Origin of the sequence: Clostridium sp. AF35-15 (assembly GCF_003477745.1) — a bacterium.
GTDB lineage: Bacteria > Bacillota > Clostridia > Lachnospirales > Lachnospiraceae > Otoolea > Otoolea fessa.
On record NZ_QUDY01000004.1, the window covers coordinates 77008 to 103245 of the forward strand.

The following is a 26238-nucleotide window of genomic DNA, read 5'->3' on the forward strand; positions in this document are numbered from 1 at the left end:
GCCCAGTAACAGACCTCTACAAATAGCAGGTCGTAAAATGCGCCTCGCCCTCGTCATCCAGATCCATGAGCATGTAGCTCGGGCGTCTGCCCTCCTGGCGCGGAAACGAAAGACTGCCCGGATTCAACACAGTCAGATCCCCGCGCCGCTCCAGATACGGCTTGTGGGTATGTCCAAACATCGCAATCTGCACGCCGCGATCCTGTGCCTCATCGATCAGGCGCTCCGTCCCAACCGATACGCTATAAAAATGACCGTGGGTCAGAAATGCGCGGTATTTTCCAATCGAAATCTCCTTCTCGCGGTCCAGATGGGAGAAAAAATCATTATTTCCCAGCACCATATAGACCTCGCAGTCCGGGTTCTGCTCCTTACACCACGACGTAATCATGTCCTCACTTCCCTCGGCGTCACCCAGATGAATGAACATGTCAAACGGTGCTTCATTCTGGATGACTTCCAGCAGATTACCATCCCGACGGTGGGTGTCGCTTGTAATTAATATTTTTTTCATCACTCGCCAAGCGCCTCCTTCAGCGCATCCTTCATCCGCTCCAGCGCCTTGCCCCGGTGGCTGATACGGTTTTTCTCCTCCATCGTGAGCTCTGCTGACGTTTTGCCGTACTCCGGCAGCCAGAGAATCGGATCATATCCAAATCCGCCATTTCCAGCCGCTTCCTTTGCAATCTCGCCCTCCATCGCCGCTTCTGTGTGAAGCACTCTGCCATCCGGCAGCACTGCCGCGATATTGCACATAAAACGGGCGCTCCGCTCTTTTCCTTTTGCATCCTTCACGCGCTCAATCAAAATCTGGTTCTTTTCCTCATACGGTGTGTCCCCTAAATACCGCGCTGAATAAACGCCCGGCTCGCCGTTTAAATAATCTATCACCAGTCCAGAATCATCTGCCAGCACAATGCCGCCCGTCTTCTCCCAGACTGCCTTCGCCTTGATCTCTGCATTCTCGCGGAAGGTGGTTCCATTTTCCTCGATCTCGCCTTCAAATCCAGCCTCGCGCATCGTAACAATCTCACGGTTTAAATCCTTTAAAATCTCACGGATCTCTTTCAGCTTTCCCGCATTTCCCGTCGCAAATATAATTTTCTCGCTCACTTTTCCTCGCTCCTTTATCCTCAAACAGCATGGCTTTTCATATCCCGACATTCCGAATCACCGTTCTTCAAAAACAGCTTCCGCCATACCTTCACATCCGTACCAGCAATCAATTCTAGGAATCCACATTCCTCGTATACGCTTTCAAACACACATTGCAGTTTTGCTCCGTCTCCACGCGCTCCCAGGAGGAACCGCGGTAACTGATATAGCCTTCACCGTCGCTTAAATCGACCGTCAGTCCCTTATCCGGCGAACTGTACTCGATCGCCACCGGATGAATCGCTCCCGGCGTCGTGATCTCGACAATCACGGCAAACCGTTCGCCTGCCTCCAGCGTCACCGTCTTATCCAGCAAAACCGTATAATATCCGGCGTTCGCAACCTCCCCGGAAGCCACCTTTCTGCGCCGCCCGAACTGGGAGCTGCCCTCGGCGTCCGTCACGGTATATACCTGATACGATGTATTTTCCCCGGTTGCATAGAAGCCGACTGCCTCCAGCTCTTCTTTCTCCTCTGCCGTATAAATATTGGCAAAAAATGCCGATTCTTTTCCGTAACCGAGCTGCCCGACCCAGCCGCACAGATCTGTCTGGTAAATGTGGTCGTAATTATCTGCCGACTCGATTCCGGAATAGAGAATGTTGTGGATCCCAATATTTGTATCATAGTAGGACACGTAAAAATACCCATCGTCCCCAAATTCGCCGCCCCAGCTGTTGGCGCAGATAAACGCGCCATCCCCCTCCGGCGGCTGGTTAAAATTGTCTCTCGAATAGTGGTCATCCCAGCCGATGATCACAACGTCATGATTGGGCTTCTCATCGCCATTATACCAGTACGCCCCTGTCTCTTTCCGGTAATAATGCGTATCGTCGCGGTCACTGACCATCGCCGTATACAGGGAGCTCTGAACGCCTCCGTACAGATAAACCGCCCGTTTAACCGCCTCATAATCCTTCTCCGGCAACACCTGTATCTCCTGCACATGACAAGCAGGGCTTAAACCGTCAGGCGAATAGCCGTCGCCGTATGGATCCTCTTCTTCCAGCACCGGTCCCTGCCACGCCAGCAGATACGCCATCGACATCGTATACTCGCCCCCGGCATTCTGTGAAAAATGGAAGCTGTTCCGGAGGGACATATGATCCTCCGAAAAGCTGACATTCCACTCCGGCCGGACACGACTTTCCAGCGCCATCACCGATGCAAACGCCCAGCACGTTCCGAGACTCCCCTGGTTTTTAACCGCCGGTGCCCGGCCAGCCTTCCGGTAATCATAGGATTCCGGCAAAAACGTGGCTGGATCCTCTGACCCAGTCAGTTCCATTTTCCGGTTCTCTGCATCCCAATTTTCTTCATAGGAAAATACCTCCGTCACCGCCTCAAGCGGCACATACAGGATTCCATTTTCCCACTCTGGGGCTGCTGCAATCGTCTGGCTCTCCTCCCCAAGCAAAAGTTCCGGGCTTCCGACCGTCATCTCCGCATGAGTATTGCCGCGCTCCATCACAAGCCGGTTTCCATCGTAGAGAAGCGCCGCACAGGAAAGCGCGTCCGGCAGCATCCCATACGGTATCATAAACTGCCCGTCCTGCGACATTCTCAAGCTTCCAAGCTGCGGATCGACCATTGTTCCATCGACTTCCAGCGTGATCGGGCTGTCATTAATCTCCTCGGCCATCTGCTCATACCACTCCGGCTGCCACTCGGCGCTCTCCTCCGTCTTTTCCACCTGCTTCGGAATATGAATCAGACGGTTCTCGCGTACCAGAAATCCCAGCAGAAGCACCAGAAGCGCCCCATAGAAAACATTACGCTTCAACCTGATCCCCCGTTTTTCTTCTCGGCGGCTTCGGACCCATAAACTGATAATAATACGTCTTCATCATACCATTGTAGATTTTCCGGTTCTTGTCCGCTTTCCTGCCAATATAGCGCTCTGCGTCCTCATACGCGGTAATCAGGTACATCGACCAGGAATCCAGCGCCTTAAACCGTTCACCGATCGTCTTATAGAGCGCTGGAAGGTTCTTTTTCTCCTCGATACGCTCGCCGTAAGGCGGGTTTGTGATAATAAAGCCATATTTCTTCGGATGGCTCAGCTGCGCCACCGGGCGCTCCTGGAAATGAATCATGTGATCCACTCCGGCTCTCTCCGCATTTTCCCGCGCCGCCTTGATTACCTCTCCGTCAATATCGTAGCCCTGAATGTCTACCTTTACGGTATCATCCACCATCTCGGTCGCTTCATCGATCGCGTCGTACCAGCATTTCTTCGGAATCAGGTTTGTCCAGCTCTCCGACAGGAAGGAACGGTTCATGCCCGGTGCCATATTTGCCGCGATCATCGCCGCCTCGATTGGGAAAGTACCGCTTCCGCAGAACGGATCGACCAGAATCCGGTCCGCTTTCCACGGAGTCAGAAGAATCAGCGCCGCTGCCAGTGTTTCCGTGATCGGCGCCTTACTCGTCATCTGACGGTAACCGCGCTTGTGCAGCGACTCGCCGCTCGTATCGATACCGACTGTCACCTGATCCTTATAGAAAAAGACGCGCAGCGGATATTCATTGCCCGTCTCCGGCATCCGGTCCAGATCGTAATATTCCTGCATATGACGGGCAATCGCCTTTTTCATAATTCTCTGGATATCTGACGGGCTGAACAGCTTACTCGAAATAGACGACGCCTTTTTAACCCAGCATTTACCGTCCTTCGGAAGATATTTCTCCCACGGAATCGCACGGGTCGCCTCAAACAGCTCGTCAAAGGTCACTGCCTTGAAGCTTCCCACTTTTAAAAGGACGCGCTCCGCCGTCCGCAGAAAAATATTCGCACGGCAGATCGCCTCCGCATCGCCGATAAAGGTTACGCGACCATTTTCCACCTCGGTAACCTCATAGCCCAGATCCACTACCTCTTTTTTTAACACTGCTTCCAGTCCAAAATGACAGGGAGCAATCAGTTCATATCGTTCCAATCTTTTTTCCTCTTATCTCTCTGTGGATTCATTGCCAAATCATTTCATGCAAAGAATCCTTTTATTTTCATTACAGTCTTCACCATTTTTATTCTAGTTGACTGGTCTGCATCTGTCAATGAAAAGCCGCGGCAAAAGTGTCTATCTCAGGCTGCACTGATACTGTTCACGCATACGTGCCCAGTAACGGAATTTGCCGTGGCTTCGCATTTAAATACGGCAAATTCCTGCTGCCACCACGTTTTCTTACGGCACTTTCGGTTCCAAAAGTGCCTACCCGTGTACAATAACACTGCACTGATACTTCCCCTGATAAAAGCGGTAACCGCCGCCCAGATTATAAACCTCATATCCCATCCGGTCATACCAGCCGCACACCAGAAGGCTTTCACTCCCCCGCGCACAGTAAAACAGAAGCGGACGTTCACCTGTAAGTGTCTGCCGGTTATCCTGAAGCCATAAAAATGGAATATTTTCCGCCTCGCAGAGGTGAGACACATTATATTCTTCCGGCGTCCGAAGGTCAATCAGCCGTCCCGTGTACCCTTGCTCCAGCCACGCGTCCAGATACCGCACCGGTATGGTCTGATACATCCGTCATCCCTCCTCATTTTATACAAAAACGGTTTCTGACAGAACCCGATTTCTTTTTTACCTCTATGTAATATTAATATATGCTTTGTCCGGCGGACAGGTGTCAGAGGAGATGCGGCAGCCTCTTCCATTGGCACGAAAGTACAAAAGACGAACAAATGCCGGGAAACGGTGGATATTCCGCATTCCCGGCATTCACTATTTTTTCTCTTATCTGCCTGTCTCATCAGTCACAATCGCTGTAATCATCCTCTGTCTTGTCCTGATACTGGTTTTTAGAGCTATTTCTGGAACGGTTCTGGCTCTGGTTCTGCATGCGGTTCTGGCTCTGGTTGGAACCATAATTAGAGCTGTTCTTGGATGCATTTTTGGTGCTGTTTTTCTCGGCACTGTTATCATAGTTGCTGTAACTGTTTTTGCTTGACATAAGTCATTCCTCCTAAATTCCTGCCCTGTCAGGTTTTCTACGTGTCGGTTCCGGCTTCCTGTGAACAGCCGCTTAACCGTCACTTTCTTGTTACAGGTCTTAGTATGGAATTTTACTGCGAAAGTATGCAGGGTAATTCTTACTTTTTATGCCAGTAATATTTTTTTGTTTCATCGGACGCAATTTCCTATGAAATCAAAAAACATCTGCATCCAACCCTTTTTTCATGAAAAGGTTCAATGCAGATGTTTCGTAAATTCATTCTTAACCCAGCACGTTCACAATCTTAACCGGTGTGCGGTAGTTCCATGGGGAAGTCTTGATGCCGGTTCTTTCAGTTGAAGCATGTACCACTTTGCCGTCGCCGATATACATCGCTACATGGTTGATACCTCTTCCGCTTCCGTAGAAAATCAGGTCGCCCGGCTGCATCTGGTCAGCGCTGATTGCTGTACCCTGCTTGGACTGGGAAGTTGAAGAACGGTTCAGGCTCACACCGGCACCGTGCTGCATCACATATTTCGTAAAACCAGAACAGTCAACCCCTGTGTGCGGGTCGCTGCCGCCAAATTTATAACGTCCACCTACAAACTGCAGTGCATAATTGACTAACTGCTCTCTGGTCGAGAGATTGCTCTGCTCTGCGACAAATGCATCTGCGACTGCAGCTGCTTCCTCTGCCTTGCTGAGCATAACGCTACTCTGAACCTTCAAATAGCCTTCCATCTCACCGGCCGCTACCTTGATCCAGCTGTCATCTGCCTTTCCAACTACGTCATAGGACTCGCCCTTTTCAGCCATCGCTACTACTTCTGAGTTTTCATCCTCATCCGCATAGATCGAAAGGTCTGCTGCCACGGTTGCCACCATGTCGCTCTCATAACCTGTAGACGGCCCCGCAAAAGCTGCCTGCGCGCTGCCAATGGTCAGCATTGAGCACACGCATACCATACTGAAAAGTTTCTTTGTTCTATTTAAATTCATGCTTCAAAACTCCTTAATTAGATTTTGTGATTCCCGCAGATATTGCTGAAACAAAAGAATCGAGTCCCAATCGCTGTGGTGCTATCTATCGGTCGAAATGTTACATAATTATTAAATCTTGTTACGTTATTATTATATTTTCTTTTCTTTTCGTTGTCAAGGAAATGACGGATCTTTTATATTTATTTAAGATTTTAATTTCGGACAAAAAAACGCAAAAATACAGGGAATTTCAACCATATTGGGACAAAATATTTTTGCCCCAGGCTGCCGAAATTCCCTGTATTTTCAAGTGTTTTTTATATCATCTCATATATAATGCAAATCACGATTCTGAAACATATTTCATAATTCTAAGATTCTGTCTCTGGCAAAATTTTATTTTCATTTTTCACCAGCCGTGTCCAGCGTAAACCAGAACTCCACACCGTTCTCATGGTTCTTCACACCGCACGCCTTATGGTGCATCTCCATGATCGCCTTGACGATCGAAAGCCCGATGCCGCTGCCGCCATATTCCCGCGTTCTCGCTTTATCTACCTTGTAAAACTTCGTCCAAAGGTTCGGAAGCGCTTCGTCCGGGATCGGATTTCCCGTGTTAAATACTTCCACGCAAACCTCTTTTCCATCGCGCCGGTGGTCAATCCGAATCTGAATCTTCTTCTCCCTGCCACCCACATGATGAATCGCGTTCGTCAGGTAATTGGTGATGACTTCCTCTATTTTAAATTCATCGCCCATGACGTAGACTGGTTCCTTCCCGTCAAAATCCACAGTCAGCTCATTCTGCTTAAGCAGCACACCGGAAGAAGAAATCACACTGGCAATCAGCTCCGTCAGGTCAAACCGCTCCACAGACAGCCGTTCTCCCCCAAATTCCAGCGCCGTCAAGGTCAGAAGCTGGCGCACCATCCGATTCATTTTCCCAGCCTCGTCCATGATAACGCCGCAGTAATAATCGCGGTTCTCCTTGTCCTCCGCCATGCCCTCGACGAGTCCTTCCGCATAGCCCTGAATCAGCGCGATCGGCGTCTTTAACTCATGCGACACATTCGCAATGAACTCCTTCCGCATCTCATCGATCTGCACTTTCTCGTCAATATCCTTTTTAAGCTGTGCATTCGCCTCTTTCAGTTCCCCGATCGTTGTCTTGAGGCGCTCCGAAAGCACATTCATGCTGTTTCCAAGCGTATCAATTTCCTCCGTCGAGCGGCGGCTTGTCTCATAGCGGGCATCAAAATCCAGGTTCGACATCTTTTCCGACAGCTCCGACAGCCGTTTGATCGGCATCGTAATGTGCCGGGTAATAAAATAAATCAGAATACTTCCCGCCAGAATTACCACGATTCCAACAAACATCAGAAACCGGTTTGAGATAGCCGCGCTCTCATGGATGCTCTCCATCGGCATCGTCATGATGAAAATGGTCGCATTATCCGAGAAAAATCCCCAGCTTTCCAGATAAAACGTCTTGCTGAGCGGGTCAAACGTCTTCTGAATCATGTAGTTGTCATATTCCCGCAATACATCCCGCTTCGCCCCCGCATGACCGACGATATAGCGCCGCACCCGGTCACGCATGACTTCCACATCCCGCGCCGAGGAGACGAGTGTCTGGTCACTCTCGCTGTCATATAAAAGCAGGGAAATATTCGACCGGTCACGCAGCTCGCGGATCACATTTGCCAGCCGGACACCGCCGCTCGAAGCTTCCTCCCCATCCAGTTCATCCGCCGATGCATCCTCCGAGTCATCCTCCAGCACCACCGTGTCACCTTCCGCATATTCACCCAACGCATCCTGTGTCTCATCGCCAGCCCTATCACCGGTTCCATTTTTACCAGACTGAGCCGAACCGCCATCCGCACTGTCCATATCAGAACTTCCATCTTTCGACTTCTGGTACTCTTTCCAACCCGAATTCAGCTCCGCCTGTGCGTCCTCCAGCGAACTCTCGCCATTCCGGACCTCATCCTGGATAATCGCGTCAATCGCCCGATATCCCTTTTCCAGCGTATGAATCTTATAATTCTGGTAATATCCGGACAGAAACCAGTTATTGATACACCAGATAAGCGCGATTGCAACCGTCATCAACCCGGCAAATATGATTGTAAATTTCCATCGGACCGAACGTTTCATTCGCTTACCTCAAATTTGTAGCCCATGCCCCAGATCGTCTTGATGTACTCGCCTTTCTCGCCCAGCTTACTCCGAAGCTTCTTCACATGCGTATCGATCGTCCGCGCATCGCCGAAATAATCATAATTCCATACATTATTCAGAATTTTTTCTCTCGAAAGCGCAATTCCCTGATTCTCTGCAAAATACGTCATCAGCTCAAATTCCTTGTAGCTTAAATCCACCGGTTTTCCATCCACGCTGACCTGATGTGCCGTCTTATCAATGTGGATGCCGCCCACATCGATCACATCCTGGCTGCCGCCGTTGCTGCGGCGCAGGATCGCCTCCACACGTGCGACCAGGATCTTCGGACTGAACGGTTTGGAAATATACTCATCCACGCCCAGATTAAAGCCCTGCAGCTCGTCGCTCTCCTCGCCTCTCGCCGTCAGCATGATGATCGGCACCTGCGAATACTTGCGGATCGTCTTCACAACCTCCCAGCCGTCCATCTTCGGCATCATCACATCCAGAAGAATCAGCGCAATGTCCTTCTGCTGGAAAAACAGATCCACCGCCTCCTCGCCGTCCCCGGCTTCCAGCACCTGATACCCTTTAATCGAAAGGAAGTCCTTCACCAGCTTCCGCATCCTCGCCTCATCGTCCACGACCAGTATTTTAATCTTATCCATAAAATCTTCACCTCATTTATTTTACTCTGCCGTGTATGACAGAACCTTTTTCCACGCTGTCATATCCTGATTACATTCTCAATCTGTCTGTATTTTAGCAGATTCGGGTGGGAGATTCCATAGGTTCACAAAAGATTCATAGTTTCTGCCACATATAGAAAAGAGAGTCCTTTTCCATCCTCCTGAGTTCCCCAATGCAAGCAATTTATATATTCAGTTGCCAAGGACAAATGGAACTTTTTCATCTCACACGCAAAACAGGACTGTCCGACAAAATCCAGTATTTCCCTGCATTTCTCATCCAGCCCTGTTTGCTTTCTATTTCACAGTCTTCCCAGGCTGTTCCATATCTTATATTTTATTCTTCGGTCTTCTCCGCTTCATCGCTCTCGACCACACCAATGGAAAGATCTTCAAGCTGTTTCGGATCAACCTGAGACGGTGCTTCCATCATCAGGCAGGAAGCATCTTTTACCTTCGGGAATGCGATGACGTCGCGGATGCTGTCTGCGCCGACCATCAGCATAACCATACGGTCCATACCGTAAGCCAGACCAGCGTGCGGCGGTACTCCGTATTTGAATGCGTCTAACAGGAAGCCGAACTGCTCCTGTGCTTTCTCCTTCGTGAATCCAAGTACCTCAAACATCTTCTCCTGGATGTCTGCCTGATGGATACGGACAGAACCGCCGCCCATCTCGGTACCGTTCAGGACGATATCGTATGCTTTTGCACGTACCTTGCCCGGATCGGTATCGATCAGCGGAAGATCCTCTTCCATCGGCATGGTAAATGGATGGTGCATAGCTACGTAGCGATCCTCTTCCTCTGAATATTCAAGCAGCGGGAACTCGGTTACCCACAGGAACTTGAAATCATCCTTCTTTAAGAGGTCAAGCTGTCTAGCGATCTCCAGACGTAAGTTTCCAAGTACATCAAATACAACTTTATCCTTGTCAGCTGCGAACAGAAGCAGATCGCCCGGCTTACCGCCCATAGCAGCCACCAGTGCATCCAGCTCTTCCGGCTTCATGAACTTGGAGAAGGAGCACTTGTAGGTACCGTCCTCATGGATTGCCAGATATGCAAGACCTTTTGCACCAAAGCCTTTTGCGTACTCAACCAGCGCATCGATCTTCTTTCTCGGCATAGCGCCCTGTCCTTCTGCGTTGATACCGCGGACAGAGCCGCCATTTTCCAGTGCACTCTTAAATACAACGAACTCGCAGTCTTTTACTACATCCGATACGTTTTTCAGCTCCATGCCGAAACGCAGATCCGGCTTATCGGAACCGAAACGATCCATTGCCTCGCGCCAGGTCATACGCTGGATCGGAAGCTGCAGATCGTAATTGCAGATCTCCTTGAAGAGCTTCTTTAACAGACGCTCATTGACATCCAGAACGTCCTCAACGTCAACGAAAGAAAGCTCCATATCGATCTGGGTAAACTCAGGCTGACGATCGGCTCTTAAGTCCTCGTCACGATAGCAGCGTGCCAGCTGGAAGTAGCGGTCATATCCAGAACACATCAGAAGCTGTTTTAACAGCTGCGGAGACTGCGGCAGTGCATAGAAGCTGCCCGGATGTACACGGCTCGGTACCAGGTAGTCTCTCGCGCCCTCCGGAGTACTTTTAATCAGAGTCGGAGTCTCAATCTCAAGGAAGCCTTCCTCTGCTAAGAATGCACGGGTCAGGATAGCCACGCGGCTTCTTGTCATCAGGTTTCTCTGGATATCCGGACGTCTCAGATCCAGGTAACGGTATTTCAGGCGAAGATCCTCTTTGGTTTTGGAGTTCTCCTCGATCGGGAACGGCGGTGTCTCAGACTCTGCCAAAATGCGGAGGTAATCCGCGCGGATCTCAATCGCACCTGTCTTTAAGTTTTCATTTACTGCACCGGAACGTGCCTCTACGCGTCCGGTTACAGCGATAACGAACTCGCTTCTCAGCTTTTCTGCCTTTGCAAAGCTCTCAGCGCCGCAGTCAGCTTCCTCGAAGATCAGCTGCAGGATACCGGAACGATCCCGCAGATCCACGAAAATAATGCCGCCTTTATTTCTGCTCTTCTGAACCCAGCCCATAACGGTTACTTTCTCACCGATATTGGCAGTTCCCAGCTCGGTACAGCGATGGGAACGTTTCAGTCCTGCCATAGATTCTGCCATGATAGTATTTCCTCCGTTTATTATAGTTTTATCTGAAAAATTCAAAAACTGAATCACTTCAAACTGTCTTTGTAAAATTCCACGATCTCCTCGTAGCCGTCCTTCGCCAGCTGCTCCTTCTGGAATTTCTTGTTCTTGTTCATCTGTGCGACTGCCACGCGGGTGCCGTTAGCGCGCTCTTCCTGTGCTTTCTTTAAGACGGCACGGAACTGCTCGCCGCTTAAACCTTTCTCATACAGGAATGCTTTCTTGCCGGCTGCCTCCGGTACTTTGAAACCGGAATCCATCAGGATCGTGATGATACGCTCAAAACCGATGGAAAATCCGCACGCCGGTGTATCGACGCCGGTAAATTTGCCGATCAGCTTGTCGTAACGTCCGCCGCCTGCAACGGAGCCGCCGAAGCCTTCCATGGAAACCTCAAAAATCGTTCCGGTATAGTAGCCCATGCCGCGCACCAGCGTCGGGTCAAATTCAAGACCGAATTCGATGTCTGCAACCGCTTTAACAGTCTCCATGATCGTTGCCAGATTCTCTGCCTTTGCCGGATCCATCACGCCGGAGAGCTTCTCGCCCAGCGCGCGGACGCCTGCCGCATCGTTCTGAATCTCTGCCAGAAGTCCGGTGTATTTCTCAACCGCCTCTGGCGCATAACCTTCTGCAAGCAGCTCTTCGCGGACACCGTCCAGACCGATCTTATCCATCTTATCGAGAATGATAAATACCTTATCGGTCTCATTTTCCGGGAATCCGCTGTAATCTGCCATGCCCTTTAAGATCGCACGGTCATTGACGCGGACAGTGTATGCCTTGTCCGGGCAGATGCGCTTCAGCGCCTTGGTAAGCGCCAGAATCTCCTCGATCTCAGCCAGGTTTGTCGCATCACCTAAAATATCGATATCACACTGTACAAACTGACGGAAACGCCCCTTCTGCGGACGATCGGCACGCCATACGCTTCCGACCTGCAGCGCCTTGAACGGCGCTGATAAATTAGCAGAATTGTTTGCATAATAACGGCTGAGCGGCAGAGTTAAGTCATAGCGGAGACCACCGTCTACGACATCTGCCTCTGTCTGTGCTGCCTCGACGTTCAGCTTCTCGCCTCTCTTTAAAATCTTGAAGATCAGCTTCTCATTGTCGCCGCCCTGCTTGCTGGTCAGGTTCTCAATGTGCTCCACGCACGGAGTCTCGATCGCTGAGAAGCCGTATCCGCGGTAGGTATCTTTGATGATATTCAGCACATAATCCCGGATCTCCATCTCGCCCGGAAGAATGTCCTTCATGCCTGTAACTGGTTTTTTCTTTAAAGCCATGTGTCAAACTCCTTCTATGTCTTTCTGCGACCATATTTCCCGCGCAAAGAAAACTTCACTTTTCCATGCTGGAAACTGGATTTTTATGTTTCTCTGTTACAAAGTGTTTTTCTGCATCTGACACCCTGTATCTGTGAATTTTTCGTTTTTACTCTCTTCGTCCAAGCAGCTTCTCTTTCCGCCCGATCATCTCATCGATCCGGTCGATATACTGCTCAACTTCCTTGACGTTCTCCGCCCTCTCAATCCGGTTTTCTGCCGGGAAATAAACCTTGGTAGTCGTTCCCGCACCGCAGGCGGCGATCGTCTGTTTTTCTTCCATAATCAATATATTATAGAGACATTCCTTGCCCGGAACCGCATAACCGACATTTTCAAAATTGCCCGCCATATTTTTCTGGCGGTAGAGATAGTACGGTTTCAGTCCCATCTCCTCGGCATACTGCGCGGTCAGGTCAATCATCTCCTGTGTATTGACAATCTTCAGATTTCCGTAGCGCTCCTTATAGATATTCAGGCGCGCCGCGCGCTTGATCGCCAGCGAATGCACCGTCACGCTGTCCGGTCTGAGTGCCTTGATCTCCTCCATTGTCTGGCGGACATCGTCGATCGTCTCCTCCGGCAGACCCACGATCAGGTCCATATTGATATTGTCAAATCCCAACTCCCGCGCCAGCAGGAATTTTTCCTTCACATCCTCCACCGTATGACGGCGTCCGATGAGGTCAAGCGTCGCCTGCTTCATCGTCTGCGGATTGATGGAAATACGGGAAATGCCGTGATTCCGGAGCACCTGCAGCTTTTCGCGCGTGATGCTGTCCGGACGTCCCGACTCAACGGTAAATTCAACTGCCTGTTCCACCGGGAATAATTCTTCCACCTTTGTCAGGATCTCATCCAGATCCTGCGGATTTAACGAGGTCGGTGTGCCGCCTCCAAAATAGATGGTCGAAAGCGGGCGATCCTTCATCTGCTCCGCCACATATTCCATTTCCTTAAAAAGCGCCTCTTTGTAGAGGTCCATCCGTTTTTCCCATTTCACAATCGGAAACGACGTAAACGAACAGTACAGGCAGGTCGTCGGACAGAACGGGATTCCCACATACAGGCTGTACCCATTCTCATAATCGATCGTGGACAGCAGGCGTCTCTCGCGCTCCGCCACGTCGATGCTCAGATCGATCTTTTCCTTGCTGGTGAAATACGTCTCGCGCATATAGGTCTCGATCTGCTCGTCCGTCCAGCCATCATACAGCTTCGTGAGCGCAATCTTCGTCGGACGGATGCCGGTAAGCGTCCCCCACGGAAGCTCTCTGCCGGTCTGGGCACTCAAAAGACGGTATAACGTCTGTTTGATCTCATTTTTCGTCTCAAAACGGTTGGAAAAATCCGGATAAATCAAAGCAAAGTGAACGGCATCTTTCTTCACCGGCGTCACATCCAGGGAAAACGAGTTTCCGTCCCGGACTCCCCGCACAATCAGATCCGCCTCCCCGGCTTCCTCTTCCTTGTGCGTAAATGTCTCGCCCGGATAAAATGCCATCAGGAGCTCACGGATATCCTGTTCAAAGGACGCGTCATTTAACAAAATCGCTATCATGCTTCGCGCCCCCTGTATCCCGCCAGCGGATTGTACTGTTTTTCGTCGGCGATCGTCGTATATCCCATGTGTCCCGGATATACATTCGTATCATCCGGCAGGTTCAGAAGGATATCTGCCACCGAATGAATCATCTGACGTCCGCTTCCAGTCGGGAAATCGATGCGTCCGTAAGAACCTTCAAATAAGGTATCTCCCGAAAACAGCACCTTCTCTGATTTTACATAATAACAACAGGAACCTTCTGTATGTCCCGGTGTATGAAGCATCTGGAACGTGTAGCCCGCTGCCTCGAACGTCTCTCCATCCTTCAAAAGCATATCCGCTTTCAGATGCAGACCGCCGCCCTGAAACTGGACGGACAGGTTCTTATCCGGATCCGCCAAGACCGCCTGCTCCTGCTCACAGGCATAGACCGGCACGCCCAGATCCCGTCTCAGCTCTTCCATCGCCGTCACATGGTCAAAATGTCCATGAGTCAGCAGAATCGCCTTTGCCTTCGCTCCGGTCTGCGCCAGTGCATCCTCGATCCGCGCCGCCTCATCGCCCGGATCGACAATCACAGCTTCTTTCGTCTCCGGATGCACCGCAATATAACAGTTCGTCTGGACCATTCCCACGATCAGCCGTTTTATCTCCATCTTTTCCTCCTAATAATATGTGAAACTTTCACAGGGTGTAAGTACCTGTGAAATATAGAGAGAACCGCTTATCCGGCAGTTCTCTCTATATCTAATACTCCTTCAATCTGTCTGAGTTTATCAGATAATTTATTTAATTCCTCAATTCCGTGAATATCGAACGTCATGACGATCGTCGCCTTGCCCTGCTTGCTTGTCCGCACATTCATCGAGGTAATATCGATCTGGCGCTCGGTAAATACCTTGGAAATATCCACAAACATGCCGATGCGGTTGTTCGCATAGATCTTGATTTCGGTGGAATATTTTTCCGTGCCCGTCTGTGCTTCCGGCTGCTGCCACTCGGCTTCAATCAGGCGCTCACGCTCTTCCTGCGGCAGATTCATCACATTGATGCAGTCCGTCCGGTGGATCGAGATACCGCGTCCCCTTGTGACAAATCCGACGATCTCATCGCCCGGAACCGGGCTGCAGCACTTCGAAAAACGAACCGCCAGATCGTGGATTCCCTTGACAACGATACCACTCTTCGACTTCCCGGCTGCGATCACCGGAACCTTGTTTCCATCCGACGCCATGTTATCGAGGATCGTCGTGTCGGTTACTTCCTTCTTTAACTTCTTGTTGCGCTCATCCAGCATCTTGTTGATGACCTGTCCCTCTTTGAGGGCGCCATGTCCGATCGATGCCAGAACGGAATCCCAGTCACGGTACGCATAGCGCTTCATGACCTTTTCCATATATTCCGGTTTATTTAACTCTGAATAATTGATGTCCTTCGCCTTACAATATTTATCCAGAAGCGCACGGCCGCGCAGGATATTGTCCTCTTTCAGCTCGCTCTTGAACCACTGGTTGATCTTATTCTTCGCCTGTGTGCTCTTAACCAGTTTCAGCCAGTCGCGGCTCGGTCCCTTGGAATTCTGGGAGGTAATAATCTCGACACGGTCACCATTTTTAATGACATAATCGATGTTGACCAGTTTTCCGTTGACACGGGCACCAACCATCTTGTTGCCGACCGCACTGTGGATCGAATACGCAAAATCGATCGGGGTGGAACCGCTCGGCAGGTTCTTGACATCGCCCGTCGGGGTAAAGCAGTATACATCATCCGTAAAGAGATCCAGATCACTCTTTAAGAGACTTAAGAACTCTTTATTATCGGACATATCCCGCTGCCATTCCAGGATCTCACGCAGCCAGGAAAGCTTTGCCTCGGCGCTGTCAATCGCCGCCTTGCTGCTGCCGCTCTCCTTATATTTCCAGTGTGCCGCGATACCATACTCAGCGGTACGGTGCATCTCATAGGTGCGGATCTGAATCTCAAACGGCTGTCCGCTGCTGCCAATCAGAGTCGTATGCAGCGACTGGTACATATTCGGTTTCGGCATGGCAATATAATCTTTAAAACGTCCCGGAATCGGTTTGTACATCTCATGGATGACACCGAGCGCCGCATAACAGTCCTTCACGCTCTCCACGATAATCCGGACCGCAAAAATATCATAGATCTGATCCAGCGTCTTGTCCTGGTTTACCATCTTTTTATAGATGCTGAAGAAATGTTTCACACGGCCGTCTACCTTGGCTTCGATGCCCGCATCGTCCATATGTTTCTTGACTTCATCCATAATCTTATGGATAAACGCCTCCCTGGTGTCCTTACGGAGCGCCAGTTTTTCGGACAATTCTTTGTAAACCTCCGGCTGGAGATATTTGAGAGACAAATCATCCAGCTCGGTCTTGATCTTGGAAATACCGAGACGATCAGCAATAGGCGCGTAGATATCCATCGTTTCACGCGCCTTTTCTTTCTGTTTTTCCGGCTTCATATATTGAAGTGTCCGCATATTGTGCAGACGGTCTGCCAGCTTAATCAGGATAACCCGGATGTCCTTCGCCATCGCTAAGAACATCTTACGTAGGTTTTCCGCCTGAATCTCTACTTTATCGATCGTCCACGAGATCTGGGTCAGCTTGGTAACGCCGTCTACTAAAAGTGCTACCTCCTCGCCAAAGATCGCCGTGATCTCCTCCTCTGTCATGACCGTATCTTCCACGACATCGTGCAGGATACCTGCCACCAGAGTCTCTTTATCCAGCTCCAGATCCGCCAGAATGATCGCCACACAGAGCGGATGGATGATATACGGTTCACCTGATTTACGCCTCTGGTCCTTGTGTGCGTCATACGCGATCTGGTACGCTTTCTCAATCATGCTGATGTCATCCGACGGATGGTACTTGCGAATGGCGGCAATCAACTCATTATACAGTACCTCCGGACTCGTAAAATCCGCCGGCGCTTCAATTTCCTGATCCAGCTTTTTTATTTTATCCAAATTTCCCATATATGCCTCCTGACCCTTCCGTAGATAACTGAAACGCCTGCCGTTCGGAATCCGGAAAGCGGTTCACGCAAATGAAATAAAATATTATATAGAATACCCCTATTATACGAATATTTGACAAAAAATGCAACGGCAAACTATTTTGTTACTATTCACGCATACGTGCCCAGTAACGGAATTTGCCGTGGCTTCGCAAATTCCTGCTGTCGCCACGTTTTCTTACGGCACTTTCGGTTTCAAAAGTGCCTACCCGTGAACCGTTACCTATTTCCCCTCATAGGTAATTAGGGCATCCACCGCATATCCGTTCAGTTTTTCGCGTCCCTTTAAGCCTGCCAGCTCCATCACGCAGCAGATTTTTACAACCTCGCCGCCCATCTTCTCGATGAGCTTGACAATCGCCTCGGTCGTTCCGCCGGTTGCGATCAGGTCGTCAACGATAACTACCTTCTGTCCCGGTTTAATGGCATCCTCATGCATCTCCAGAACCGCGCTGCCATACTCCAGATCGTAGCTTACAGATACCGTCTTGCACGGCAGTTTGCCTTTCTTGCGGATCGGCACGAATCCCTTGTGCATCGCATATGCAACCGGCACGCCGAAAATAAACCCGCGGGACTCCGGACCAACCACAATATCATAATCCACGCCCTCTAAGGATTTCTGGATTCCGTCGATCGCAAGCTGCAGTCCGTCTGCATCCTGTAAAATCGTAGTAATATCGCGGAAAATGATACCCGGCTCCGGGAAGTCCGGAATGCTTCTTACATATTCTTCCAGCTTTTTCATGATTTTAACCTCTTTTCTATAAATTTTGTATCTCAATTTCTCAGTTTTAAATCGCCATCCGGCTCTTTTTCCACCGTTCTTCTCATTTTTGCAGAAGTTTTCCCCTGCTTCTTCTTCCTTATATACATAGAAGCCACAATCACCGCCAACACAAACAGCGCACCTCCGCTGATCAGCAGTCCCTCATGCAGTCCCTGCGGATAATACCTGAGTTCCACCGTATGGGTTCCCGCCGTCAGTTCCACGCCGGTAAATGCCTTCCAGACCGGACGCGTGATAGCTTCTTTTCCATCCACCGTGACCGTCCAGCCCTCGTCATACGGGATCGTGAGGAACAGCGTTCCGCCCTCGCCCGCGTCGATCGTGCCCTTCATCGCCTCCTCGCCCAATGTTTCCAGTTCAAATGGATGCTGGTTGAGGCGCTCATAGAGCGCACGCAGCCCGGCTTCGTCAAAGCGGTACGCGCTCGCGTCCATGCTTCCGGCACTGTCATTGCTCTCCAGCAGAATCAATGTGCCTGCCTTCACATATCCGGTTTCCACCAGATACCCGCGTTTCAACGTATCAATGCTGCGGCTCTCCCCGCCGACATCCAGTTTAACCGAATCAATCTGACGGTTTGCGACACTTATATAATACTCCCCATCTTCCGGTGCTGTAAAGGAAAAACGATTCCCCTGCTCCTCCCCGTCCGTGAAAATCAGGCACTCCGGCACGCCCAGCACATCCGATAAATCATTCTGGACATCCGCCGGCGAAGAAAGATCGCGTTTCCAGCCCGTTTCCACTATGTCCGGCAGGATAAAGCCGAGCGGCAGCGTCCACGGATTCTCATAGAGGTACGTGTCACCTGAAAATGCATAGAGCGACAGGCGCGGATTGTCCTGCTTGCCCCCATAGAGTGCATATTTGATTGAAAATAACGAATCCACCAGCGGCGTACTTCCCACAATGCTGTATGCGTTCGTCGAACCTTCGCAGCCCATCTGTTTGAAGAAATCCGTCACCCCGGCATTTGCCACCGATGAAAACAGAGATACGGATGGAAAATGCATCCACGCGCCATCATTTTTCGTGCGCGCATTCGTTTTATCAATCCGGTAAAATTCCGTCTTTTTGAGCGGCTCTGTCACCGCTGCAACATCCTGATTGTCTGCCACATAATCAGTCCGGCTCGTCGTCGGAATACTCGTTGCCGCCATATTGGCAAGCGCCTCCACACTTACCAGCGCCATCGCCAGAAGCGCCGCCGTGAACGCGAAATGTTCTTTATTTTGATAGAAATAAAAGACGCCCAGATACAGCAGCAGAAGCACCACTGCCACATACCAGACAACTGGCTCAAACGCATCGTCCGTCACCAGCTTTTCTGCCAGAATCACGTAGCCAATCGCGGCGGATGTCACCCCGGCAAACTGCCGTTTGGATATTTCATCCAGATATAGATACGCCCGGAAACACATCGTCAGCACCAGCGCGATATAGATAAACGACTGGCGGCACGGCAGGCTGTTCGGGTAATGGAAGCCATGCCAGATAAAATTCAGCACATTGAACGAAAAGCTGGCATAGAAAAAGAGCAACAGCACACCGTACACAACCTTTTCCCGGATCGCAATCCGGCGGTTCAGAAAATACAACCCCATGAAAATGTAAACTGCCACGCCGCAGTAGAGGTTCGGCCAATGGTCGAGTCCCGTCTCCACCTGTACATTTCCGATGTGCCGCGCGATCATGTCAAAGATCGGGAAGTAGATTTCCAGTGTGGTCGGAAAATTAAAATCGCCAGACGCCGTACTCTGCAGCGCCGCAATCTCCGGAAGAAGCACCGCAGCCGCCAGCGCACCCGCCAGAAGCGAATACACACCAAACAGGAAAAAGCTGTGCAGACAATCTTTCCATCCCGGCCGTTTCTCCAGAAACAGGAGCGCCACATAGTAAATCACCATGAAGAGGCATATCATAATTGATATATAGTAGTTGGACAGGATTGAAAGTCCCAGCATCAGGCAGTAAAAAAGCCCTTTTTTTTCGCGCACCAGCCGCTCCAGGCCGTGCAGGATCAGCGGCAGCAGCACGATGCAGTCCAGCCACATGATGTTCCAGCTATACGCCGCCATATAGCCGGACAGCGCATAGAATACGCCGAAATAGCACGCTCCAAACTTCTGTGAACCCGTGTACTTTTTCAGATACCACGCCATCGAAAGACCCGCCAGACCGCTCTTGAACACGATCATGTAGGTCATAAATTCGATAATCAGGGACGACGGGCATAACAGCAGCAGCCAGTTAAACGGGCTCGCCAGATAGTACGCATAGAGCGCGGCAAAGTTTACGCCCATGCCGACATCCCAGCTGTAAAGCAGGCTCTCGCCACTTAAAAGCTTATGCCGGAATTCCGAGAAAAACGGCGCATACTGGTGGTACATATCCGTCCGCAGGAAGCTTTCCTGCCCAAAGGGGAAAATACCGCGGTATGCAAAAATCAGGATCAAAATCACCACCGGCAGGAAAAATGCCGCCAGGAGATCATCCGACGGACGGAAAACCGCAGCCAGGCGCCCCATTCCGCGGGGTGATTTCTCTGGTTCATCCCACTCATCTAATTCATCTAATTCTTCCTGCTCCCAGTCATCGTCATTCAACTCATTAACGACATCTGCTCTGGACTCTGAAAGTTTAGATTTTCTGGCATCTTCTTCCTGTCTCCAGGCAGGCATTCGTTCAGCACGTCTCATATCTGTACAAGCGATCTCCGAATCCACGTCCGCACCTTCCCGCTCGTTCTCATACTCCTCTATTTTCCCCGTTGTTTCCGCTCCCGTAAGCTCCCTGAGTGCTTCTTCCAGTTTACTGGAACTTTCGTCTCGTTCTCTTTGCTCCATCTTCCCTCCATCCAGAATCCTGTTCAGGCGGCGTTTTCTCTACTCTTTCCGGTCTGTCTTCAGCATCCATTTCCGCTGTCATTTCCCCACACAGCCCTATTTCGAGGATTCTTTCTTTTTGAAAATAAATAATTTACTGCAAATATAATTCAACACCAGCGAGATCGCTGATACCACAATCTTACAGATCATATCCTGTTTGATTCCCATGCCGTCTACCATCACGATCATCGCCACATACGTGAACACCGATGTGAGAATACGGCAGGAGAAAAACGAAGCCATTTCCTTAAGAAGATATACAGGGTGGAAATTGTAGCTTCGGAATACCCAGATCTTGTTTGTCACATATGCAAACAGGATCGCCGCCGCCTGACAGCAGATCGTCGCCATACGGTAGTTCATGCCGTTGTGGCGGAAAACCGCATAGGAAATCCAGTCCACCAGCGTCGTCAGAACGCCGAATATCAGATACGATATCGTCTCCCTGTTTACAAACTTTCCCCAGATCAGGGATAACTTTTCCTTTATCATCACTTTTTCTCCGAAAAAAGAATTGTATGGGCAGCGGTCCTTCGACATACCCATACAATTCCTGTACTTCTTGGTTTAATATTACATTTCCTCTAACAGCTTGTTGACACTGACCAGCTTGACGCAGAGTGCAAACAGCTCGGTTGCAGTGATCAGATCCTGCAGCGGCGGATAGGACGGAGCAATACGGATGTTGCGGTCTTCCGGATCCTTGCCATATGGATAAGTTGCACCGGCTCCGGTCATAACAACGCCTGCTTTCTTGCACTTCGCAACGATCTCCTTCGCACAGCCGTTCAGGGAATCAAAGGAAATGAAGTAGCCGCCGTGCGGTTTTGTCCAAGTACCGATCTCCAGTCCGCCCAGCTCACGGTCGAGAATGTTCTCAACAGCCTCGAATTTCGGACGCAGGATGTTGGCGTGCTTTCTCATGTGCTCTACCATGCCGTGGATATCCTTGAAGAAACGCACGTGGCGGAGCTGATTCACTTTATCATGACCGATAGTCTGAATCTTTAACTGTTTCTTGATATCATCCAGGTTATTGTGGGAGGTTGCGATTGCCGCAATGCCGGAACCCGGGAACGTAATCTTGGAGGTTGAAGAGAATTTGTAAACCATATCCGGGTTGCCGGCTTTCTTACATTCTGCCAGAATCTCCAGCACATGATCCTGCTCATCGTCATATAAATGATGGATACCGTATGCATTGTCCCAGTAGATACGGAAATCCGGAGCAGCCGGATGCATGCGTGCCAGACGGCGTACCGTCTGATCGGAGTAGGAATTGCCGGTCGGGTTAGAGTACTTCGGAACGCACCAGATTCCCTTTACGGTCGGGTCGGTTGTCACATACTGCTCTACCAGATCCATATCCGGACCATCTGCGGTCATCGGAATGTTGATCATCTCGATGCCAAAATATTCAGTAATGGAGAAATGTCTGTCATATCCCGGTACCGGACACAGGAATTTAACCTTGTCAAGCTTGCACCACGGGGTATTTCCCATAACGCCATGAGTCACAGAACGGGAGATGGTGTCGTACATTACGTTCAGGCTGGAGTTTCCATAGATAATGATATTGTCAGCCGGAACCTCGATCATATCCGCTAACAGCTCCTTCGCCTCGCTGATACCGTCCAGACCGCCGTAATTGCGGCAGTCTGTCCCATCTTCGCAGGTCAGATCACTGTCGCTGCTCAGTACGTCCATCATTCCCATCGATAAATCAAGCTGCTCTGCACTTGGCTTACCGCGTGACATATCCAGCGTCAGATTCTTGCCCTGAAACTCCCGGTACTGATCGCTCAGATCACGCTTAAGTTCCAGAAGTTCTTCTTTCGTCATCTCGCTATAAGGCTTCATCCTTCAACATCCTCCTTGTTTCTCTTATTTATTTCATCATAATTTCATGGTCTGCTTTTCATCCAGCTCCCCTTGTTCAAGGGTTCGGATCATCTCATCTAAGCATCGTTATAATAATAACATAGGTACAAAGGGCATGACAAGCATTAATTTGTTATGTCAGCACATAAAATTTGTTATATGGTACCGCTTGGTTTTTCCGATTCGGTGCATTTCACGGACAGCAAATTATAATAAAAACATGATGTTCCCCCTTCTTTCATATACTAATGAAAATATATCTTTCAGGTCACATCATGTTCATTCATTTTCCCATGCATTCTGTTCCATCACGTTTCCGGCACATCATTTCCCCGCTGCTGGTTCCCGCCCTGTTTGCCATCTCTTTCTTCGCCGGGCAGACTGCCGCACATTTCCTGCGCCGTCCATCCGGGCACACGGTTTCAGCGCCTGTTATCGCCTGTGGCTCGCTCCCGCCTGCCTTTGATTCCGATTCGATTCCGGTTTCCGCAGATGGAAACTGGGGACTTGGATTTCCCAGTCCAGGGCAGACACCGGTCGGCAATGCCTCCGCCGACACTTTAAAAAATTTTGATGCTTTCTATGTAGGCGATACCTCCAAACCCGTCATCTATCTGACCTTCGACGCCGGATATGAAAACGGCTGCACACCTGCCATTCTGGAAGCACTGAAAAAACACCATGTCCCGGCAACCTTTTTCGTCGTCGGCAACTATCTCGAAACCAGTCCTGAACTGGTAAAACAGATGATCGCAGAGGGTCACACCGTCGCCAACCACACGTATCACCATCCCGATATGTCCCGCATTTCCGACAAAGCAGCATTTGAAAAGGAGCTGACTGCCCTGGAAACACTCTACCAGTCCGTCACCGGGCAGACAATGAAAAAATATTACCGTCCGCCGCAGGGCAAATACAGTGAATCGAACCTGCAGATGGCAAAGGAGCTCGGCTACAAGACCTTTTTCTGGAGTCTCGCCTATGTGGACTGGATGCAGGATCAGCAGCCATCCAAAGAAGAAGCATTTTCCAAGCTTCTGACGCGCATCCACCCCGGCGCGATCGTCCTTCTGCACAGCACTTCGCAAACCAACGCTCAAATTCTCGATGAACTTCTGGCAAAATGGGAGGAAATGGGGTATCAGTTCGGGCAATTAGATGAATTATAAAATTATACCAGCAACATTTTCCGGATAAACGAAAGGATCGCGCCTCCGATGCTGCAGAACAGCAGAAATCCGTGGTTCGCATTGATCGCCTCCAGCGCCGCATAGCCGCCGTCCACAATCGGCTGTAAGCTGCCCGCATTCTTCGGCATCAGGTACGCTGCCGGACCGGCTGCTAATACCAGAACAAGGATGATTATAAACGGGATAAATCCGCGCCCCGTATCGTATTTTTGCAGCCGTACTTTACCACCCGCGTGCTTGCCTGACAGAATCCACAGGCACCAGATCGCGCCCATCAGTACCAGAAATACGCCAATCCCTACATACAGCCCCAGACCATAATTTTCCTCGGTAATCATAGTTCCGATATAGCCCAGATCGTCGCCGCCATACCGGAATGCCTTCGCATTTGCCCAGGTGATTCCCGCCATCAGAAGGAAGCTGGCTGCCTGCATCACGCGCGCCATCAGCACAACCACACCGGTTACTCCGGCTGCCGTCACATCCAGCACGGACGGACCGTCGTTTGAGTCACTCTGCGTATGCGCCTCACTGAGCTCCGCCGCCCGTCTGGTGCGCTCTGCCTCCCGTGACTGGCGTTCCAGTTCCCGCTGGTGGCTGCGCTCCATCCGGTTTTTCTGACGCTCTGAGCGCTCCCGCTCCGACTCCAGAGCATGAAGGCGTTTTTCCATCTGCTTCTGCTGTTTTGCATCCCGCTTATCCTCTTTCGAGCTGGAAGAAGAACGTCTCGCGTCCTGTCGTCTGCGCGATGCCGCTTCACGGTCGCGGCGGGCATCCTCCTGTGCCTGGGATTGGCAGCGTTCATTGTCGCGGCGCTCTTCCTCACGCTTCTGTGCGTCCTGACTCTGGCTGCTCCGCTTTTCCTGACTGTTTCGTTTCGATCCAGAGCCGGATTCCGCCTTTTTCTCATCCGATTCCATCCGAGCTGGATTCCGCTGTTCTGAATCACCGTCGTCATAGCTATTTTCCGGCTTTCTTCCCACCGTTTCCTGTTCTCGGCGTACTGTATCATTTACAAGCGGAGTTCCGCAGTTACTGCAAAAATTTCCAACTGCTTCCTGTCCGCATTTTGGACACTTCATTCTATTTTCTCCTTCCTCCAAACGATTCTTTCCATCCATTTCCGCACTCATTTCTGGCATTTGAAACGCATTTAACCAATGTACATTTTTTTTACACAGCCAGAACTTTATTTCCTGTTTCCCATGCCCAGCTGCCAGAACGCCACTGCACTCGCTGCTGCCACGTTGAGCGAATCCACACCGTGTGACATCGGGATTTTCACGGTGTAATCGCACGCCGCGATCGTCGATGCCGCCAACCCGTCACCCTCGGTTCCGAGAATGATCGCTAATTTTTCTTCCTGCGAAAGCGCCGGATCCGCGATACTCACGGAACGGTCACTGAGCGCCATCGCCGCCGTGAGAAATCCCAGCTTCTTAAGCGTTTCCATACTGTTCTCCGCCCAGTCGCCCTTCGGAATGTACGTCCACGGCACCTGAAACACTGTTCCCATACTGACACGGCTTGCGCGGCGGTACAGCGGGTCACTGCATCCCGGTGTCAGAAGCACCGCATCCATAAAGAGCGCCGCCGCTGACCGGAAAATCGCCCCCACATTCGTAGGATTTTCTACATTCTCAAGAATCGCGATCCGTCTGGCACCTGCACAGATTTCCTCGATCCCCGGCATTTTCTTCCGTTTCACCGCACACAGCATCCCGCGCGTCAGCTTAAAGCCGGTCAGGCGCGTCAGCACATCAAATGGTGCCGTAAACACAGGCACTCCCGCACACACCGGGCGTTCCAGAATCTCCCGCCCTTCTGTCTCGATATGGCGTTCTTCCATCAGAAAAGAAACCGGCTCATATCCCGCGTCGAGCGCCCGCCCGATGACCTTAGGGCTTTCCGCAATGAAAAGACCTTCCTTTGGTTCATTATAATGAAATAACTGCCCCTCGCTCAGCCGGGCGTAGATATCCAGCTCCGGCGCTTCCAGGGTTGTAATTGAAATATGATTCATTCTGCTTTTCACCTTTTTTAATATGGTTTTCATGTTCTATCGAGTATACCACATTTCTTACAAAAAGGAAGTGCTGATTATGGACGCTGACATGAAATCATTTCTCTATTCTGCCGCATTCTATCATCCTCTTTCCGATTCCGTTCCTATTTCCATACAAATCTATCTTCGGCAAAAGATTTCGATTTGTCACGTTAAAAATGGCAGCAAATAAAACGGTTTCAACAATAAATTTTCCTCTTTCCCCACATCTTTCTGTGACAGCAAATATAGGTTATGCACATTCCTTGAATATTTTCTGTAAAACTCTCAGATTGACTCATGTTTTCCCGTTCCGGAAGACTTTATTTCAAAAGCATTTATTTTGCAACACACTTTTTAATGGCATTTTTATGAAATTTCATAAAAAATGCACCTTGGCACATTCTTTAT

The 26238-nt window shown here is 50.2% G+C and carries 21 protein-coding genes; 1 reads left to right on the top strand and 20 read right to left on the bottom strand.

Features of this window, described 5'->3' with window-relative positions; genetic code table 11:
* Positions 1-16: 16 nt before the first annotated feature.
* From DWZ76_RS06000 to DWZ76_RS06085, 18 genes are all read right to left on the bottom strand, one after another.
* A complete protein-coding gene (locus DWZ76_RS06000) occupies positions 17-514 on the bottom strand; it encodes a metallophosphoesterase (protein WP_107000502.1) in 498 nt (165 codons plus the stop codon).
* Entirely contained in the window at positions 514-1113 is a 600-nt protein-coding gene (gene rdgB, locus DWZ76_RS06005) for an RdgB/HAM1 family non-canonical purine NTP pyrophosphatase (protein ID WP_118472167.1), read from the bottom strand. The genes DWZ76_RS06000 and rdgB overlap by 1 nt, the downstream gene beginning before the upstream one ends.
* A 115-nt stretch (positions 1114-1228) precedes the next feature.
* Entirely contained in the window at positions 1229-2938 is a 1710-nt protein-coding gene (locus tag DWZ76_RS06010; RefSeq protein WP_118472168.1) for a lectin like domain-containing protein, read from the bottom strand.
* Positions 2928-4094, bottom strand: coding sequence for a class I SAM-dependent RNA methyltransferase (locus DWZ76_RS06015; protein ID WP_107000505.1), 1167 nt, complete (start codon positions 4092-4094; stop codon positions 2928-2930). Before DWZ76_RS06015 ends, DWZ76_RS06010 begins: the two co-directional genes overlap by 11 nt.
* A gap of 273 nt (positions 4095-4367) precedes the next feature.
* A complete protein-coding gene (locus DWZ76_RS06020) occupies positions 4368-4688 on the bottom strand; it encodes a rhodanese-like domain-containing protein (protein WP_117796172.1) in 321 nt (106 codons plus the stop codon).
* Positions 4689-4914: 226 nt separating this feature from the next.
* Positions 4915-5115 (bottom strand): hypothetical protein, encoded by a 201-nt coding sequence (locus DWZ76_RS06025; RefSeq protein WP_107000506.1) that lies wholly within the window; start codon positions 5113-5115, stop codon positions 4915-4917.
* Positions 5116-5379: 264 nt separating this feature from the next.
* Positions 5380-6099, bottom strand: coding sequence for a C40 family peptidase (locus tag DWZ76_RS06030; protein ID WP_022359330.1), 720 nt, complete (start codon positions 6097-6099; stop codon positions 5380-5382).
* A 384-nt stretch (positions 6100-6483) separates the two neighbouring features.
* Complete coding sequence (locus DWZ76_RS06035) at positions 6484-8241, bottom strand: HAMP domain-containing sensor histidine kinase (protein ID WP_118472169.1); 1758 nt, start codon at positions 8239-8241, stop codon at positions 6484-6486.
* Complete coding sequence (locus tag DWZ76_RS06040; protein WP_022359328.1) at positions 8238-8915, bottom strand: response regulator transcription factor; 678 nt, start codon at positions 8913-8915, stop codon at positions 8238-8240. The genes DWZ76_RS06035 and DWZ76_RS06040 overlap by 4 nt, the downstream gene beginning before the upstream one ends.
* A gap of 358 nt (positions 8916-9273) precedes the next feature.
* On the bottom strand, positions 9274-11082 hold the full coding sequence (gene aspS / locus DWZ76_RS06045; protein ID WP_107000508.1) for an aspartate--tRNA ligase: 1809 nt from the start codon (positions 11080-11082) through the stop codon (positions 9274-9276).
* A gap of 53 nt (positions 11083-11135) precedes the next feature.
* A complete protein-coding gene (hisS, locus tag DWZ76_RS06050; protein WP_107000509.1) occupies positions 11136-12398 on the bottom strand; it encodes a histidine--tRNA ligase in 1263 nt (420 codons plus the stop codon).
* Positions 12399-12546: 148 nt separating this feature from the next.
* Positions 12547-13998 carry a coproporphyrinogen dehydrogenase HemZ gene (gene hemZ / locus DWZ76_RS06055; protein ID WP_118472170.1) on the bottom strand — a complete coding sequence of 484 codons (1452 nt, stop codon included), beginning with the start codon at positions 13996-13998 and terminating at the stop codon, positions 12547-12549.
* Entirely contained in the window at positions 13995-14639 is a 645-nt protein-coding gene (locus DWZ76_RS06060) for an MBL fold metallo-hydrolase (protein WP_022359324.1), read from the bottom strand. Before DWZ76_RS06060 ends, hemZ begins: the two co-directional genes overlap by 4 nt.
* A gap of 68 nt (positions 14640-14707) precedes the next feature.
* Entirely contained in the window at positions 14708-16993 is a 2286-nt protein-coding gene (locus tag DWZ76_RS06065; RefSeq protein WP_022359323.1) for a bifunctional (p)ppGpp synthetase/guanosine-3',5'-bis(diphosphate) 3'-pyrophosphohydrolase, read from the bottom strand.
* 264 nt (positions 16994-17257) lie between these two features.
* On the bottom strand, positions 17258-17782 hold the full coding sequence (locus DWZ76_RS06070; RefSeq protein WP_022359322.1) for an adenine phosphoribosyltransferase: 525 nt from the start codon (positions 17780-17782) through the stop codon (positions 17258-17260).
* Positions 17783-17814: 32 nt separating this feature from the next.
* On the bottom strand, positions 17815-20670 hold the full coding sequence (locus DWZ76_RS06075; RefSeq protein ID WP_118472171.1) for a YfhO family protein: 2856 nt from the start codon (positions 20668-20670) through the stop codon (positions 17815-17817).
* A 96-nt stretch (positions 20671-20766) separates the two neighbouring features.
* Positions 20767-21204, bottom strand: coding sequence for a GtrA family protein (locus DWZ76_RS06080; RefSeq protein ID WP_118468332.1), 438 nt, complete (start codon positions 21202-21204; stop codon positions 20767-20769).
* An 81-nt stretch (positions 21205-21285) separates the two neighbouring features.
* Complete coding sequence (locus DWZ76_RS06085; RefSeq protein WP_107000512.1) at positions 21286-22572, bottom strand: aminotransferase class I/II-fold pyridoxal phosphate-dependent enzyme; 1287 nt, start codon at positions 22570-22572, stop codon at positions 21286-21288.
* 296 nt (positions 22573-22868) lie between these two features.
* On the opposite strand from DWZ76_RS06085, the gene DWZ76_RS06090 reads away from it, so the two are divergent.
* Positions 22869-23762 carry a polysaccharide deacetylase family protein gene (locus tag DWZ76_RS06090; protein WP_243017783.1) on the top strand — a complete coding sequence of 298 codons (894 nt, stop codon included), beginning with the start codon at positions 22869-22871 and terminating at the stop codon, positions 23760-23762.
* 2 nt (positions 23763-23764) lie between these two features.
* Here the strand turns inward: DWZ76_RS06090 and DWZ76_RS06095 are convergent, their stop codons facing one another.
* Together DWZ76_RS06095 and DWZ76_RS06100 are read right to left on the bottom strand one after the other, a co-directional pair.
* Positions 23765-24865, bottom strand: a complete 1101-nt coding sequence (locus DWZ76_RS06095; protein ID WP_118472172.1) for a zinc ribbon domain-containing protein — start codon at positions 24863-24865, stop codon at positions 23765-23767.
* A gap of 107 nt (positions 24866-24972) precedes the next feature.
* Positions 24973-25806: an RNA methyltransferase gene (locus DWZ76_RS06100; protein ID WP_118472173.1), complete on the bottom strand. Its 834-nt coding sequence runs from the start codon at positions 25804-25806 to the stop codon at positions 24973-24975.
* Between the last annotated feature and the right edge of the window lie 432 nt (positions 25807-26238).